Below are 15050 nucleotides of genomic sequence, written 5' to 3' on the forward strand. Positions count from 1 at the left end.
CGCAGAACATGCAATCGCGCGGGTTGCGCATCGCTGACCGGTTGCGCCGATGCCCCTCACCCTAACCCTCTCCCCGTAAACGGGGCGAGGGGACGTGCCCTGTGAGAGCGAGGTGGGAACGGGGTGCGGCATGTCCCTTCGCCCCGCGAGCGGGGAGAAGGTGGCGGCAGCCGGATGAGGGGCTGGTCTCGGCAATCAAACGCTGTGTAGCCGCAGCGAATAATCGCCCCACCATCTCAGGTGCGAGTGATCGAAATGCCGCCGTCGACCAGCGAGGCCGTGCCGGTGACGAAGCTCGCATCATCGGAGGCGAGGTAGAGAACCGAGCGTGCGACTTCATCAGGTGTCGCGACGCGCTTCAGCGCATGCATAGCGGTGATGGCAGCCTGCTTGTCTGCTGTATCGTTCACATCGCGGTACATGTCGGTATCGACGGCGCCCGGCAGAATGGCGTTGACGCGCACGCCCTGCGGTCCGAACTCGGCGGCGAGAGCCAGCATCAGCCCGATCAGGCCGGATTTGCTGGCGGCATAGGCGGCAACGCCGGGAAAGGCGAAGCTGTAGCCGACGAAGGTCGAGGTGAAGATCACCGAGCCGCCGCCATTTTCTGCCATCGCGCCGATCTGATGTTTGGCAGCGAGAAAGGATGCTGTGAGATTGACGGCCAGCGCCTCGCTGAAGCCTGCTTCCGAGACACCGGTGCTCGGACCGGCTTCGCCGATGATGCCCGCGTTGTTGAAGGCGATGTCGAGCTTGCCGTAATTCGTCATCGCGGCGGCCACCAGCGCTTTATGATAATCTTCCGAGCGGACGTCGCCGGCAACGGCAATAGCCTTGCCGCCCTCGGCCTCGATCTCTGCGACGAGGCTGTCGAGTTCGCGCTCGCGGCGCGCGCCGACGACGACCTTGGCACCTTCGGCGGCAAAGAGCTTTGCCGTGACGCGGCCGATGCCGGAGCTTGCGCCGGTAACGATTGCGACCTTGTTATTCAAGCGGTTCATGGTTGCATCTCCTGTGGTTGATCCGAGGCGGCCCTTGCCGTCCGTTTCGTTGATCAGAAGGTGGCATTTTCTTTTCGTTCGGATTAGTCTCCAGATTGAGGAACTGGAATTCGGAAATACCGAACGATGATCAGGATAGAAGGCATCGCGGCTTTCGTCGCCGTGACGGAGGCAGGCTCGGTCAGCGAGGCGGCCAGGCGGCTGCGGCTCTCCAAATCCGTCGTCAGCGAAAGATTGGCGGAATTGGAGAAGTCCTTGGGCGGCGTCCTGCTGCACCGAACGACACGCAAGCTCACCTTGACGGAGGACGGAGCTGCATTTCTGCGGCGCGCCGCGCGCATCGTGCGTGAAATTGACGAGGCCGCCGCCGATATGGCCGAGCGGCGCGGCACGCTGTCCGGCCCGATCCGCATCGCCGCCCCGGTCACGTTCGGCCGCATGCATCTCGGCCCGGCGCTCTACCCCTTTCTTGCCGATCATCCCGATATCGAGTTGACGCTCGACATCGATGACCGCCGCGTCGATGCGGCCTCGGACGGCTACGACGCCATCATCCGCAATGGCCCGATCGCCGACAGCAGGCTGATCGCCTGGAAGCTCACCCGCAGCCGCCGTCTTCTCTGCGCTTCGCCGGATTATCTCGCCCGCGAGGGAACGCCATCGTCGCTTGCCGACCTGAACCGCCATCGCGGCGTCTTCTACACCAACCGCGGCGTCGCCGATTGGCGCTTCCAGACGCCGGAGGGGGCGGTCGCCGTCCGCGCCAAACTGGCGCTCGGCATCAACAATGGCGACATGATGCGCGATGCCGCGATTGCCGGTCTCGGCATCGCGCTGCTGCCGGCCTTCATCGCCGGCCCGGCCATCCGCGAGGGCCGGCTTGCCGAAATCGATGTCGGTCACAGGCCGGAGGCCGAATTCATCTATATGGCCCATCCGGAAGGTCGAAATCCATCCGCCAAGCTTCGCGCCATCGCCGATCACTTGAGGAAGAGCTTCGGCGATCCGCCCTATTGGGATCCGGCGGGTTAACACATGAGTTCGAAGACCCGCCAGGATGAAGATATGCCGCCGGCAGCGCAAAGCGTGAAGACCGTGATCGCACGAGAAAAGCATTACCTGACGCGCGGCACAGGCGCTTATCGCCGCGCCAGCCTGGCGCTCTTTCTCTCCGGTTTTTCCACCTTCTCGCTGCTCTACTGTGTGCAGCCGCTGCTGCCGGTCTTCTCGCAGGAGTTTTCCGTCAGCCCGGTCGAAAGCTCGCTGTCGCTGTCGCTTTCCACCGGCTTTCTCGCGCTTGCCATTGTCTGTGCCGCCGCCGTTGCGGAGGGGCTGGGCCGCCGCAGCCTGATGTCGATATCGCTGGTTGGCGCGGCAGTACTGACAATTGCCACGGCTTTCGCCTCGAATTGGCACCTGCTGCTCGTCATCCGCGCCCTGCAGGGCCTCGTCCTCGGCGGCGTGCCGGCCGTCGCCATGGCCTATCTTGCCGAAGAAATCGATCCGCGCGGCCTTGGTGCCACCATGGGCCTCTATGTCGGCGGCACGGCTTTCGGCGGCATGTCGGGCCGCGTGCTCACCGGCATCTTCGCCGAATATTTTGGCTGGCGCCCGGCGCTCTTCCTCGTCGGCGCCATCGGTCTTGCCGCGGCGATCGGCTTCATCGCCCTTCTGCCGCCCTCAAGGAATTTCGTTCGCCGGCCGGGTTTCGATCCGCGTTTCCACGCGAAAGCCTGGCTTAGCCATCTTAGAAATCCGGCGCTACCCTTCCTCTTCGCCATCGCCTTCCTGGCGATGGGCTCCTTCGTGACAATCTACAATTACGCCGGTTACCGCCTCGTGGCGCCGCCTTATCGGCTCAATCAGACCGAACTCGGCTTGATCTTCACCGTCTATGTCTTCGGCATCGGCGCCGCCTCGATCGGCGGGCTGCTGGGAGACCGGATCGGTCACTTTCCCGTGCTGCTCTTCGGCTTCGCGCTGACGGCTGCCGGTAGCGCATTGACGCTCTTAGCCGCGCTGCCGTCGATCATCCTCGGTATCATCGTGCTGACCGCCGGCTTCTTCATGAGCCATTCCATCGCCAGCGGCCTTGTCGGCAAGCTTGCCTTTGGCAACAAGGGGCACGCTTCTTCCATCTACATGCTGGCCTATTACGTCGGCTCCAGCCTGATGGGCTCGGCCGGTGGCTGGTTCTTCGCGGTCGAGGGCTGGGCAGCTGTCGTTGTCTTCACCCTTGCCATGCTGGCCCTTGCCTTTATGTCAGCCTGTGTCGCTCAGCATTTCGCAAAGAATGCCCGATAATTTGGAGCGCGAGAGCTAACGCTCCCAATTCTCCACCCGCAACTCTGCCACACGTTCGAACTCCCGCAGGTTTCGGGTGATCAGGATGAGGTGGCGTGCGACAGCCTGGGCCGCAATCAACACGTCGTAGGGTCCGATCGGCGTTCCCGATGCATGCAGCGCGGCGCGGATTTCCCCCGCTTTGCGTGCATCGTTCCGGTCGAATTCCAGTATTGAAAACTGCAGTGCATCGATCCGCGCTAAGTTTTCGTGAATGCGAAGGCTTTTATAGGCGCCGTAAAACAGTTCATGCGCAACGATTGCGGGCACGGCGAAGTCGCGGGGCAGGTGTTTGCTCAGTTCGGCAATCAGGCCCTCGTTGCTTTTCATCAGGGCAATCACGGCATTCGCATCGAGCAAGTATTTCATTTGAAGAAGTCGAGTTCGGGACGTTCCTGCTGTGCAGGCTGCTCTTCCGCCGCCGTCGCAAAGTCGGCGTCAACAGGACCGATTACATCGGCAAGCCATCCCCAATCGTCGGAAATCGGTTCGAGAATGACCGCACGCCCCTGCCGCCGAATGGCGACGATATCGCCGTCGAAGCGAAATTCCTTAGGCAGCCGGACGGCTTGGGAGCGCCCCGACCAGAAGATTTTAGCTGTTTCCATGTCATTCGCTCCGGATGAGATATGGCAATGATATATAGCAATCCTCTGTCCGTTTCAACCAAGCCTGAGATAGGGAACGTCCTTCTTCGCCACCTCATCAAGGGCCTCTTCATATCCGGCATCGGCATAACGCATGACTCCGAGCGCCGTGTCGTTGGTCAGCGCGTGGTCGAGGCGTTCGTCGGCGGCATCGGTGCCGTCGGCAATCACGGTGACGCCGCAGCTCGTCATGTAGCCGGCATAGCCACCGCCGCCGGAATGGATGACGACGAGATCGGCCATCGACGAGCAGAGCATCATTGCATCGATCAGCGGCCAGTCGGCGATCGCATCGGAGCCGTCCTTCATCCGCTCGGTCATGATATTCGGATGCGCCATGGCGCCGGCATCGAGATGGTCGCGGGAGAAGGCGACCGGGCCCTTTAGGTCGCCGCTTCCCACCAGCATGTTGACACGTCGTGCGAGTGCGGTGCGTTCGCCATGGCCGAGCCAGGCGATGCGCGCCGGCAGTCCCTCGAAGGGAACATGCTCGCGCGCCAGCCGGATCCAGTTGGTGATGATCTTGTTGTCGGGAAACATCTCGAGCAGCAGATCGTCGATGCGGGCGATATCGCTCTCCTCGCCTGAGAGAGCCATCCAGCGGAACGGGCCGATTGCCCGGGCAAACAGCGGTCTGAGATAGGCTTCGGTGAAGATTGGAATGTCGAAGGCGTTGGTGACGCCGCCCTCTTTGGCCTGGGTGCGGATCAGATTGCCGTTGTCGAAGACTTCGGACCCGCGTTTCTGGAATTCCAGCATCGCGCCGACATGTTCGACGATCGAGGCGCGGCTTGCCGCCATCAATTGCCCCTGGCCATCGTCGCGCAGGTCTCTCACCTGATCGAGGCTCATGCCTTTCGGCACATAGCCATAGACGAGGTCATGCGCCGAGGTCTGATCGGTGACGATATCTGGCACGATGCCGCGCCGCGCAATCTCGGGATAGACCTCCGCCGCATTGCCGACGAGGCCGACGGACAGCGCCCGCTTCGCCTTTACAGCTGCGTCGATCATCTCAAGGGCGGTATCGAGATCCGGCGCGATCTCCTGGAGATAGCCGATCTGCTGGCGTTTGCGCGCTCGCTCCGGATCGATGTCGACGCAGAGGATCGCAGCGCCCGCCATGCGGCCGGCGAGTGGCTGGGCCCCGCCCATGCCGCCGAGTCCGGCCGTCAGCACGAAGCGGCCGTGAAGGTCGCCGCCGAAACGCCGCTCGGCGATGCGCATGAAGATTTCATAGGTGCCCTGGATGACGCCCTGGCTGCCGATATATTGCCAGGCCCCGGCCGTCAGCCCACCCCAGCAGATCAGCCCTTTGCGCTGCAGCTCGTAGAACACTTCGGCCTTTGCCCATTGCCCGACGATGTTGCAGTTCGCCATGATGACGAGGGGCGCCCTGGCATGGGTCTTTACGAGCCCGATCGGCTTGCCGGACTGGATGAGCAGCGTCTGGTCCTCATCCATCTCAGTCAGCGCCTTGACGATGCCCTTATGCGCCGCCCAGTTGCGGGCGGCCTTGCCGAGCGCGGCATAGACGATCAGATTGTCGGGATCCTCGCCGACGGCCAGCACGTTTTCGAGCAGCCGCAGCAGCGCCTCCTGCCGCCAGCCCTTGGCGCGCAACTCCGGTCCGCCGGGAATGGGAAATTTCGGATGGCGTGGATTGGCCTTCGGCATTGTGGGTTCCTCGTTTTTCTCTGCTTTTCCCTTCTCCCCGCTGGAGAGAAGGGCGAAAGCTAGTTGGTCACTTGCCCGGCAGCGATTCCACATAGGCAAGCGCCGCATCGAGCAGACGCCGTCTCAGAGCATCGTCGCCGTAAGCCTCGGCGGAGGCGCGCAGCCAGCCGTGCATGACTCGCTCGCCCATCACCATCCGGGTTACGCCCGGCAGCGCCAGCGCCCAATCATCATTGCCCTTGCCGAGACGGATCAGCATGCCGTCACTGCGCGCGCCGCAGAGAAGATTGCCGTTCAGCAGGAAGGCGCGGCCGCCGAACATGGATTTTTCGCTGAGGCCAGGACGATCGTCGAGTTCCTCGCGCAGCAGTTCTTCAAGGCCGGGATCGCGTGCCATGGCTCAGGCCTTCGCCGCCAGCGCATAACGCGCGATCTCGATACCCATCGCCTTTTCGACGACGGGATAAACTGTCGGATCGAGCACGCTGGCCGAGAGCGGAATGATCTCCATCGGCACATGCAGGATGAAGACGTGCATGCCTTCCTGCAACTGGCCGACGCTCAGCGGCTCGCCCTCCGGCGACAGCGTGGTGATCACGGCGGGGAAGGTCGCAAGCCGCCCGCCACCCGCATCGTCAACGGCCATATATTCGTTCATCACATGCAGCGTCACCGACTTATCGCCCAAGCCGACGGCGATGGTGCCGATATCAAAGGCCTCCTTGGTATAGACGACGTCCTTCCGGGTGATGACGCCTTCGGCAAGGATATGCCCGCCCGTCGTTTTGCAGATCGCATCGATGACCGCTGGCCCGCCGCGCTTCTCCGCCGCGATGATCGCTTCGCCGAGCGCAAGCGCCATCGAGATGCCGCCGAGGGCCGCATGCGCCCGGACATAGGAAGCCCGGAGCGGATTGCGGCAGCTGGCGATGAAACCGCCGGACTGATCGGCGGCGGCGCGCAGCACCGGCGAGATCTTCGCCGTCGCGCCCTTCACCACCAGCTCGATGTAACGATTCTCGGCCCTGTTGCCGCCGACGGCGGTCTGGATCATCGGCTCGGGTGAGGCGGCCATGCCGATCGAGCCCATGTCGCCGGTCGGGTGCGCGCGGATGTCGCCGACGGCATCGACTACCTTGGTGCCGAGGATCGCCGATGGCAGCCAGCCGTTCAGCGTCGAGGATTTGCCGTTCTGGCCGATGATCAGTCCGGAAAGCCTTTCGCCGAGCGCCTCCTGCAGCAATTGCACCGCCTTCACATAATCGACGCCCTGCATTTCCCACGGCGTGGTGGAAGCCGGCGCGCCGATCGCGGCCGCCGTGGCGACCCAGTCGTCATCCTTCAACTCGTCGATCGAGACCAGCTCCGGTTTGCCGATGGTGATGGCCGCATGCCCGAGCATCCGCCCGTGCTCAGCCCAGCCGCCACCGCCGGCGGCATAGACGGAGCCGCCTTTGACGGCGGCTTCCACGTCCTTCTCAACCAGTATGCGTCCCATCGGCCTTCTCCCGCTTCGAATCCTTGTCCATCTCGCGCACCGCTTGGAAAAGCACGGCGGCGCCGAGCGCGATATCGTCATTGTCGGCCCATTCGTCGGGGCAATGGCTGCGGCCTTCCCGGCAGGGCACGAAGATCATTGCCGCCGGCGCCACCTTGGCGATCCAGGCGGTATCGTGCCCTGCGCCGGAGGCCATGCGCCGGTATTTTGCGCCGACGCGGTCGCAGGCGGTCTCCAGCGTCGAAAGCAGCGCGGCATCGCTTGGCGTCGGCAGATTGTCGGAAACCCGATTCGGCGGCTCGATCGTAACGCCATAGGCGGTTGCCAGCTTTTCGACATGGCCCTCGAGCCAGCGGCAGAAGGCCTCCATGTCGGCGCGGATTTCCGCACGACCGTCGATCAGCAGCACGACCTTCGACGGCACGACATTGGCGGCATTCGGCTCGATCCTGAACTCGCCGACCGTCGCGGCGAAATGCCCCGGCGTCTTGGCAAGCTCGGCGGCGGCATTTCGGATGTCGAGCACCAGCTGCGAGGCCGCGACCAGAGCATCCGCCCGCCTGTCCATCGGCGTCGTGCCGGCATGGTCGGCCCGCCCCTCGACGGTGATCTCGATGCGGGTAATGCCGGAGATTGCCGTGACGATGCCGATATCCTCCCTTTCGGCTTCGAGCACTGGCCCCTGTTCGATATGGAGCTCCAGGAAGCCTGCCAGATCCGGTCGCTTCTGCTGTCCCAGCACGCCCGGCTCGCCGCCCACTTGGGCGATGCCGCCGGCAAGATCGAGCCCGCCGCTTGTCCGCGACAGCCAGGCCTCCGGCAACTGTCCGGTCATGCCGCGGCTGCCGATGCAGGAGACGCCGAAGATGCTGACCTCTTCGGCAAGGAAATCGACGATCTCAAGATCATGGTCGAGTTCCAGGCCGTGGTCATGCAGCGCCCGCGCCACCTCGAGCGCCGCAACCACGCCTGCAATGCCGTCGAAGCGGCCACCCTCCGGCACCGTGTCGGAGTGCGAGCCGATCATGATCGTGCCGAGCCAGGGCTTCCTGCCGGTGCGGCGGCCGATCAGATTGCCGGCGGCATCGATCCGTGTTTCCAGCCCTGCCGCCTTCATTCGTGTCTCGATATAGGCCCGGCCTTCCAGAAAGAGCGGCGTGAAAGCCCGACGTGTCCAGGAGCGCCCCGGCTCCGTGATATCGGCAAGCGCCTGGATATCTTCAGCGATCCGGTCGGCATTGACGGGAAGATTGCGGCTCATGCGGCGGCTCCCGAAATGACTTGGCGCGGCGGCGGCCGGATAAACCGGCCACTGCCAGGCTCGGCCAATACCTTCCCGCCCTCGGCGATCTTTTCGCCGCGCAAATAGGTGGCGGAAACGGTCCAGGGCAGGCGGATGCCGTTATAGGGGCTCCAGCCGACGACGTTGTTGCCGCTCGCAGACGCATCGTAGACGCTTCCGCGCGGCTCCAGCACGGTGATGTCGGCGTCCTTGCCTGGGGTCAGCGCCCCTTTAATATGGTCGAGCCGGAAATGTTTCGCCGGGTTCTCGGCCATCAGCCGCGCGGCCCAGGTCAGGGGAATGCCGCGCTCGAGAGCGCCTTTGACGAAAAGCGGCACCATCACCTCGAGACCGGGAACGCCGGATGCGTTGGCGAGCATGTCGGGATCGGTCTTGCGGTTCTCCGACCAGCTGACGTGGTCGGTCGAGACCAACCAGACATCGCCTTCGGCCACCTTCCGCCAGAGCCTCTCCACCTCGGCGCGCGGCCGCACCGGCGGGTTGATTTTCGCCTTGCCGCCGAGGCGCCTCACATCGTTTTCCTCGTCGAGCGTCAGGTAATGGATGCAGCATTCGACTGTCGCGGCAAAACCATCGCGGCGATAGGCGCGGGCGATATCGTAGCCGCGCCCGAGCGAGCAATGCACCACATGCGCGGGGCAGCCGGTATTGGCGCCGGTCTCGAAGATCGTGTGCATCGCCAGGAGCTCGGTGATTGGCGGCCGTGACAGACCATGCGCCCGCCAGTCGGTGATGCCGCTCGCTTTCACCTGTTCCATATAGCTGCGCACCGCCTCGTCATCCTCGTTATGCACGCCTGCCGTTAGCCCGGTCGGCGCGATTGCGGCAAAGCAGGCGTCGAGCAGGGCGAGGGGAATGCGCGGAAAACGTTTGGGATCGGTGCCGAAGGTCGAAAACTTGAAGGCGGCGACGCCGGCCTCAACCATCTCCGGGATTCGCGCCGGGCCTTCTTGCGGATCGATGGTGCCGTAGAGGGCAAAATCGACGCGCGCCTGCGGGGCGGCATGGTCGATCTTCCGCTTGACCGCCGCCGCCGAGCAGACGAGATCGCCCTCGTCATAAGGCATGTCGACAATCGTAGTCACGCCGCCGGCCGCTGCCGACCGCGTCGACCAGACGAAATCCTCCTGATCCTTCTGCGAAAGCGAATGCACCTGCGCGTCGATGGCGCCTGGCAGGATCAACGCTCTTCCGAGCAGATGCCGTTCGCGCGCCGCAGGCGGGACGCCGCGGCCGACCTCGGCGATCTTGCCGGCGTGCACGGCGACATAACCCGCTTCGACGATGCGGTCCGGCAGCACCACCGTGCCCTGCAGAACGAGATCGAAGTCCATGCCGCTTCCTCCTAGACTGACGTCGGAACCGCTGTCGGCCGAAACGTGATGCCAAAGTTTGAACGTCTTTCGGACTGCATCACGCATCGATGGGTTAATGTAGAGCAGGTTGAGATTTTGGGCCTCGGCCCGCAATCATCCTGCTCGGCTTGCCAAGCGCCCTTCAATGGGCTCCGGCGAGCCGAGTGCGAAGAAATCGTCGAAGGAGGCGATCGGAACCTGCTCGGTCAGTTTCGCGAGAAAGTCGTCCGATCCGAGCTCTTCCTCGATCGCCTCCACTTCGGCCGATAGCGGCCGGTCGACGGTATAAAAGGCCGCATGTTTGCGAACGACGTCGTAGAGCATGCCGGCCACGCCCTTCGGCTCATCGCCGAGAATGTCGATCGCCTGGGCAGACAGCAGCGCCTCGAGCGCCGCGAGGCGCTTCAGCGCCTGCATCTGCCGCTCGAAGCGCTCGATGACCAGCGGCAAGAAGGCGGCCTCATCCTCCAGGCCGGCTGCAACCACCAGCGACTGCGCCGAAACGGGGCCGGACATCGACAGGACGCGCGAGAAGATTTCGCCGGCAAGCTTGATGATCGGCCCGAAGCCGGTGGCAATCCGTCCCGACGGCACGAGGTTGACCGGCAGGTCGCGCCGTTGCCCGTTGCCGAGAATGACGCAGCGGTTGAAGGCGTTGCGCGCCGCATGCGCCATGCAGAGTGCGGCCGATTCGAGCAGGATCGTCACATCGAGCGGAAGCGAACCGCCTGATGTCATCACCCGCCCCTCGACGACGACGGGATTGTCGTCCGAGCGTCCGGTGGCGGCGAGAATCTTGTGACCGGTCGAAAGCAGATTTTCGATGACGGCGCCGAATACCTGGGCGATCATGCGCAGGCTTAGCGGATCCTGCACATGCGTTGCAACCGGCCAGTCCCATTCGTCCGACGCGTTGCAGAGCCAGGCGCCGATCAGTGCCTCACGCGCAGTGCCGACATGGCGGACCGCCTTCCAGGGATCACGGGAGGCGCCGAGCGCACCCGATGCCATCATCCCGGTGGCGAGCAGAATGCGGATCGAGGCCGCGGCATTGCGCGTCGTTTCCGCCGCAGCCGCAAAGCTCACTGCATTGACGCTGAGCGAAGCGAGGCTGTCGCGCGGCGCCATCCGCACCGGTTCCAGCCCCGCAGCCCGGAAAGCGTCGGCCGCCTGCATCCGGCTGCCGCGATAGACCGCTTCGCCGACACCGGTCAACACAGCACCGATCTGCCCCATCAGGCCGATATCGGCGCAGCCGATCGAGCCGGTGCGGCGCACGACCGGGATGAGATCGGCCTCGAGCATCCTGATATAGGCGTCGATCAGCTCCGGCGTGCAGCCGACCTGGCCGGTCAGCGCCGTGTTGATGCGGATCGCCATGGCGTTACGCACGACATTGCAGGAAAAGGGCGTGCCGGTGCCGAAATGATGGGCGCGCACCAGGCCGAGATTGAAGGTGTCGAGTTCGTCGGCCGACCACTCCACGTCTTTCATGGCGCCGACGCCGGTCGTCGAGCCATAGACGGGCGTGCCGGCGGCAATCGCGTCCTCGACGATTTCGCGGGCAATCGCGATGCGGGCCATGCCGGTTGGTGAAGCCGAAATCCTCGCCTTGCCGGCACCAATCGTCACCATCTCGGCAAAACCGAGCGGCCGTCCGGAAAGTTCGATGCCAAGGCGTTCGTGCTGCATGTGCCGTATCTCCTAAACTGCGAGACTAAGCCAGCCCTCCGTCACATGGGATATCCTAAATGCTGAACACAGCATGTTGTCGGAGCGGTCAGCTCAACATCCAGGCAATATAGAGGAGCGTCAATGCGATCACCCAGAGCGCGATCCTGCCCGAGCGGTTGTGCCGCGCCTCGGCCTTGCCGATCGCCTCGGCCGTCTGATCGTCGAAACGCAGGCCGTGTTCGCTCATATGCAGCAGCTGATGGTGGAATTTCTCGGTTTTTGCTGCGATTTCGGGCGCGGCTTCGGCGAGCTTGACCGCCGCCTTCAGCCCATCCTTGAGATCGGTGACGATCCGTTTCGGGCCGAGATTGGTGCGGATCCAGTCGCCGACGACGGGCTCGGAGGCCTTCCACATGTTGAAACGCGGGTTGAGCATGCGCGACACGCCTTCGACCACGACCATGGTCTTCTGCAGCATCACCAACTCCGGCCGTGTCGCCATGTCGAAGAGTTCGGTCACTTCGAACAGCAGCGTCAGCAGCTTGCCCATCGAGATCGTTTCGGCCGGCTGCCCATGGATCGGCTCGCCGATCGCCCGGATCGCCTGGGCGAAGCTTTCGACATTGTGGTGGCCGGGCACGTAGCCGGCCTCGAAATGCACCTCTGCGACACGGATGTAATCGCGGGTGATGAAGCCATAGAGGATTTCGGCGAGGAACCGCCGCTCCTTCTTGCCGAGCCGCCCGACAATTCCCATGTCGACCGCGACGATCATGCCGCCGGCATCGACGAAGAGATTGCCGGGATGCATGTCCGCGTGGAAGAAACCGTCGCGCAGCGTGTGGCGCAGGAAGGACTGGATCAGCGTGTCGGCGAGCAGGTTGAGGTCATGGCCGGCCGCGCGCAGCCCCTCGACGTCAGACATTCTTGTGCCGTCGATCCATTCCATGGTGATGACGTCGCGGCCCGTGCGCTCCCAGTCGACCTTCGGCACGCGAAAGCCGGGATCGCTGTCGGTGTTTTCGGCAATCTCCGAAAGCGCTGCGGCCTCAAGGCGAAGATCCATCTCCACCTTCGTCGTCTGTTCCAGCGTCTTCGTTACCTCGACCGGCCGCAGCCGCCGGCTGGAGGGCATGAAGCGCTCCTGCATATGAGCGACCAGGTACATTGCCTCGATGTCATGGACAAAACGCTGGCGCACGCCCGGTCGGACGACCTTGACGGCGACCTTCCTTCGGCCTTCTGTCGTTTCGACTTCGGCGGGGTGCACCTGCGCGATCGAGGCGGCGGCGATCGGCTCGCCGAAGCTCGCATAGAGTTCATCGACCGGCCGCCCGAGCGATCCTTCGATATTCGCCTTTGCGGCCGCCGAGGGAAAGAAGGCCATCCGGTCCTGTAACTGAGACAGGTCGTTGGCGAATTCGACGCCGACGACGTCAGGCCGCGTCGCCAGGAACTGACCGATCTTGACATAGGAGGGGCCGAGCCGCTCGACGGCCTTTGCCAGCCGATCGCTGCGCTTCTGATACCGCGCCCTGCCGCGCTCGAAAATCGTGACGAAGGATTTGGCAAGTGCGACCGAAGGCGGCAGGCCTTCTGACGGCAGGGCCGACACGACGCCTTCGCGCACGAGCACCCAGCCGACGCGCCAAAGGCGAAAATAGGCTCCGAAAGTGCTCATGCTGAAGTGCCCCGCCGAGGGAGGTTCGTCTTTTTTTCCTTCATTCCCTCAGAGCTTCCAGCCGGAATGGAGCGCGGCGATGCCGCCGGTATAATTGGTATAGGTGACGCGCGAAAAACCAGCCTGGCGGATCATCGCCGAAAAATTCTCCTGGTTCGGAAACTTGCGGATCGATTCCACCAGATACTGGTAGGGTTCGGCATCGCCGGTAATCGCCTTGCCGAATTGCGGAATGGCGTTGAACGACCAGGCGTCATAAATCTTGTCGAGAAGCGGCATGTCGACTTCCGAAAACTCCAGGACCAGCAGCCGACCGCCGCGTTTCAACACGCGATAGGCCTCGGACAGCGCCTTGTCGATTCTCGGCACGTTGCGGATGCCGAAGGCGATCGTATAGGCATCGAAGCTGGCGGCCTCAAACGGCAGTTCCTCGGCATTCGCCTCAATGAAGGTGAGATTGTCGGAAAGCTTCTTCTTTGCCGCCCGTTCGGCGCCGACGCCAAGCATCGAGCCGTTGATATCGAGCACCGTCGCATGTGCCTGCCGACCTGAGGCCTCGATGATGCGAAAGGCGATGTCGCCGGTGCCGCCGGCAACGTCGAGCACCTTGTAGCCCGGCTCCTTGCGCGGGTTCAACGCCGAGATCATCGCATCTTTCCAGACCCGGTGCATGCACATCGACATGACGTCGTTCATGATGTCGTAGCGCTTGGCGACCTTGTGGAATACCTGGTTGACCAGACCCTGTTTCTCGCCGCCCGGCACCTCGCGGAAGCCGTAAGAGGTCTCCATGCCGCCATCGGCGGAAGTGCGGCTTTCTGACATCAGGCTGCTCCGTTCCTTGAAGATCGGCGCGGCGACCGTAGCGAAAGACCGCGCGCGACGTTATCACTGGACCGCGCTCTCCGCGGCACATGGCGCTATAGCGCACATCGTCCTCGGTTGAAACACGTTCGATAGAGATGGGTTAAGATGCCGGAATTGCCAGAAGTCGAAACCGTCAAACGCGGCCTGGCGCCGGCGATGGAAGGCGCTCTGGTTGCCAGGCTGGAACTGCGGCGCAAGGATTTGCGCTTCCCCTTTCCCGATGCCTTGGCGGACAGGGTTTCCGGACGCACCATCGTCGGTCTCGGCCGCCGCGCAAAATATTTGCTGGTCGATCTCGACGACGGCAACACGCTGATTTCCCATCTCGGCATGTCCGGTTCCTTTCGCATCGAAGAGGGCGCCGCCTCCGCAACGCCGGGGCAATTCCACCACGCACGTTCGAAGGACGAGAAACACGATCACGTCGTTTTTCATCTGCAGGGTCCGGACGGGGTTCGCCGCGTCATCTACAACGACCCGCGCCGCTTCGGCTTCATGGATATGATCGGACGCGCCGATCTTGCCGCCCATCCCTTCTTCCGCGATCTCGGCCCGGAGCCGACGGGAAACGAACTCGGCGCTGCTTATCTGGCCGAACGCTTCCAGGACAAGGCGCAGCCGCTGAAGAGCGCGCTACTCGACCAGAAGAACATTGCCGGTCTCGGCAATATATATGTATGCGAGGCGCTGTGGCGCGCGCATTTGTCGCCGCTGCGTGCCGCCGGCACGCTGGTGACGCCCGGCGGCCGGCCGAAGCAGCGGCTCGACCTGCTGGTCGCCTCGATCCGCGACGTCATCGCCGATGCGATCGCCGCCGGCGGGTCGTCGCTGCGAGACCATATCCAGGCCGACGGATCGCTCGGCTATTTCCAGCATTCCTTCTCCGTCTATGATCGCGAAGGTGAGGCTTGCGGCACGCCCGGCTGCGGCGGTACGGTCGGTCGCATCGTGCAGGCGGGCCGCTCCACCTTCTATTGCGCCGCCTGTCAGAAGTAACAGAAACC

The 15050-nt window shown here is 63.6% G+C and carries 14 protein-coding genes; 3 read left to right on the plus strand and 11 right to left on the minus strand.

What is annotated here, in order from left to right; translation table 11 throughout:
• Nucleotides 1-236: 236 nt before the first annotated feature.
• Nucleotides 237-1001 carry an SDR family oxidoreductase gene (locus ACQ7C1_RS10350; protein ID WP_430958212.1) on the minus strand — a complete coding sequence of 255 codons (765 nt, stop codon included), beginning with the start codon at nt 999-1001 and terminating at the stop codon, nt 237-239.
• Nucleotides 1002-1127: 126 nt separating this feature from the next.
• On the opposite strand from ACQ7C1_RS10350, the gene ACQ7C1_RS10355 reads away from it, so the two are divergent.
• Complete coding sequence (locus ACQ7C1_RS10355) at nt 1128-2033, plus strand: LysR family transcriptional regulator (RefSeq protein WP_183700567.1); 906 nt, start codon at nt 1128-1130, stop codon at nt 2031-2033.
• Nucleotides 2034-2066: 33 nt separating this feature from the next.
• Nucleotides 2067-3305 carry an MFS transporter gene (locus ACQ7C1_RS10360; RefSeq protein WP_430958279.1) on the plus strand — a complete coding sequence of 413 codons (1239 nt, stop codon included), beginning with the start codon at nt 2067-2069 and terminating at the stop codon, nt 3303-3305.
• A 15-nt stretch (nt 3306-3320) separates the two neighbouring features.
• Here ACQ7C1_RS10360 and ACQ7C1_RS10365 read toward each other — a convergent pair whose 3' ends face one another.
• The 10 genes from ACQ7C1_RS10365 to ubiE form a co-directional block, all read right to left on the minus strand.
• Entirely contained in the window at nt 3321-3713 is a 393-nt protein-coding gene (locus ACQ7C1_RS10365; protein ID WP_430958214.1) for a type II toxin-antitoxin system VapC family toxin, read from the minus strand.
• Nucleotides 3710-3952: an antitoxin gene (locus tag ACQ7C1_RS10370; protein ID WP_097599470.1), complete on the minus strand. Its 243-nt coding sequence runs from the start codon at nt 3950-3952 to the stop codon at nt 3710-3712. Before ACQ7C1_RS10370 ends, ACQ7C1_RS10365 begins: the two co-directional genes overlap by 4 nt.
• 54 nt (nt 3953-4006) lie before the next feature.
• A complete protein-coding gene (locus ACQ7C1_RS10375) occupies nt 4007-5668 on the minus strand; it encodes a urocanate hydratase (protein ID WP_430958215.1) in 1662 nt (553 codons plus the stop codon).
• A gap of 67 nt (nt 5669-5735) precedes the next feature.
• Complete coding sequence (locus ACQ7C1_RS10380) at nt 5736-6065, minus strand: TfoX/Sxy family protein (RefSeq protein WP_183700561.1); 330 nt, start codon at nt 6063-6065, stop codon at nt 5736-5738.
• Between the two features lie 3 nt (nt 6066-6068).
• Nucleotides 6069-7166: a DUF917 domain-containing protein gene (locus ACQ7C1_RS10385; protein ID WP_430958216.1), complete on the minus strand. Its 1098-nt coding sequence runs from the start codon at nt 7164-7166 to the stop codon at nt 6069-6071.
• On the minus strand, nt 7147-8427 hold the full coding sequence (locus ACQ7C1_RS10390) for a Zn-dependent hydrolase (protein WP_183700555.1): 1281 nt from the start codon (nt 8425-8427) through the stop codon (nt 7147-7149). Before ACQ7C1_RS10390 ends, ACQ7C1_RS10385 begins: the two co-directional genes overlap by 20 nt.
• Entirely contained in the window at nt 8424-9803 is a 1380-nt protein-coding gene (locus ACQ7C1_RS10395; protein WP_430958217.1) for a dihydroorotase, read from the minus strand. Before ACQ7C1_RS10395 ends, ACQ7C1_RS10390 begins: the two co-directional genes overlap by 4 nt.
• A 135-nt stretch (nt 9804-9938) precedes the next feature.
• Nucleotides 9939-11516, minus strand: coding sequence for an aromatic amino acid lyase (locus ACQ7C1_RS10400; protein ID WP_183700553.1), 1578 nt, complete (start codon nt 11514-11516; stop codon nt 9939-9941).
• An 88-nt stretch (nt 11517-11604) separates the two neighbouring features.
• A complete protein-coding gene (gene ubiB / locus ACQ7C1_RS10405; RefSeq protein ID WP_183700551.1) occupies nt 11605-13179 on the minus strand; it encodes a 2-polyprenylphenol 6-hydroxylase in 1575 nt (524 codons plus the stop codon).
• A 48-nt stretch (nt 13180-13227) separates the two neighbouring features.
• On the minus strand, nt 13228-14004 hold the full coding sequence (ubiE, locus tag ACQ7C1_RS10410; protein ID WP_430958218.1) for a bifunctional demethylmenaquinone methyltransferase/2-methoxy-6-polyprenyl-1,4-benzoquinol methylase UbiE: 777 nt from the start codon (nt 14002-14004) through the stop codon (nt 13228-13230).
• Nucleotides 14005-14151: 147 nt separating this feature from the next.
• Here ubiE and mutM point away from each other — a divergent pair, with 147 nt between their 5' ends.
• Entirely contained in the window at nt 14152-15042 is an 891-nt protein-coding gene (gene mutM, locus ACQ7C1_RS10415; RefSeq protein ID WP_430958219.1) for a bifunctional DNA-formamidopyrimidine glycosylase/DNA-(apurinic or apyrimidinic site) lyase, read from the plus strand.
• Nucleotides 15043-15050: the final 8 nt, after the last annotated feature.

Source organism: Rhizobium sp. Nf11,1, assembly GCF_050587665.1.
Lineage (GTDB): Bacteria > Pseudomonadota > Alphaproteobacteria > Rhizobiales > Rhizobiaceae > Rhizobium.

What these genes read in the sequence shown, in the direction of transcription:
- ACQ7C1_RS10350 (WP_430958212.1), bottom strand. Translation starts at nt 1,001, where the DNA reads ATGAACCGCTTGAATAACAAGGTCGCAATCGTTACCGGCGCAAGCTCC.
- ACQ7C1_RS10355 (WP_183700567.1), top strand. Translation starts at nt 1,128, where the DNA reads ATGATCAGGATAGAAGGCATCGCGGCTTTCGTCGCCGTGACGGAGGCA.
- ACQ7C1_RS10360 (WP_430958279.1), top strand. Translation starts at nt 2,067, where the DNA reads ATGCCGCCGGCAGCGCAAAGCGTGAAGACCGTGATCGCACGAGAAAAG.
- ACQ7C1_RS10365 (WP_430958214.1), bottom strand. Translation starts at nt 3,713, where the DNA reads ATGAAATACTTGCTCGATGCGAATGCCGTGATTGCCCTGATGAAAAGC.
- ACQ7C1_RS10370 (WP_097599470.1), bottom strand. Translation starts at nt 3,952, where the DNA reads ATGGAAACAGCTAAAATCTTCTGGTCGGGGCGCTCCCAAGCCGTCCGG.
- ACQ7C1_RS10375 (WP_430958215.1), bottom strand. Translation starts at nt 5,668, where the DNA reads ATGCCGAAGGCCAATCCACGCCATCCGAAATTTCCCATTCCCGGCGGA.
- ACQ7C1_RS10380 (WP_183700561.1), bottom strand. Translation starts at nt 6,065, where the DNA reads ATGGCACGCGATCCCGGCCTTGAAGAACTGCTGCGCGAGGAACTCGAC.
- ACQ7C1_RS10385 (WP_430958216.1), bottom strand. Translation starts at nt 7,166, where the DNA reads ATGGGACGCATACTGGTTGAGAAGGACGTGGAAGCCGCCGTCAAAGGC.
- ACQ7C1_RS10390 (WP_183700555.1), bottom strand. Translation starts at nt 8,427, where the DNA reads ATGAGCCGCAATCTTCCCGTCAATGCCGACCGGATCGCTGAAGATATC.
- ACQ7C1_RS10395 (WP_430958217.1), bottom strand. Translation starts at nt 9,803, where the DNA reads ATGGACTTCGATCTCGTTCTGCAGGGCACGGTGGTGCTGCCGGACCGC.
- ACQ7C1_RS10400 (WP_183700553.1), bottom strand. Translation starts at nt 11,516, where the DNA reads ATGCAGCACGAACGCCTTGGCATCGAACTTTCCGGACGGCCGCTCGGT.
- ubiB (WP_183700551.1), bottom strand. Translation starts at nt 13,179, where the DNA reads ATGAGCACTTTCGGAGCCTATTTTCGCCTTTGGCGCGTCGGCTGGGTG.
- ubiE (WP_430958218.1), bottom strand. Translation starts at nt 14,004, where the DNA reads ATGTCAGAAAGCCGCACTTCCGCCGATGGCGGCATGGAGACCTCTTAC.
- mutM (WP_430958219.1), top strand. Translation starts at nt 14,152, where the DNA reads ATGCCGGAATTGCCAGAAGTCGAAACCGTCAAACGCGGCCTGGCGCCG.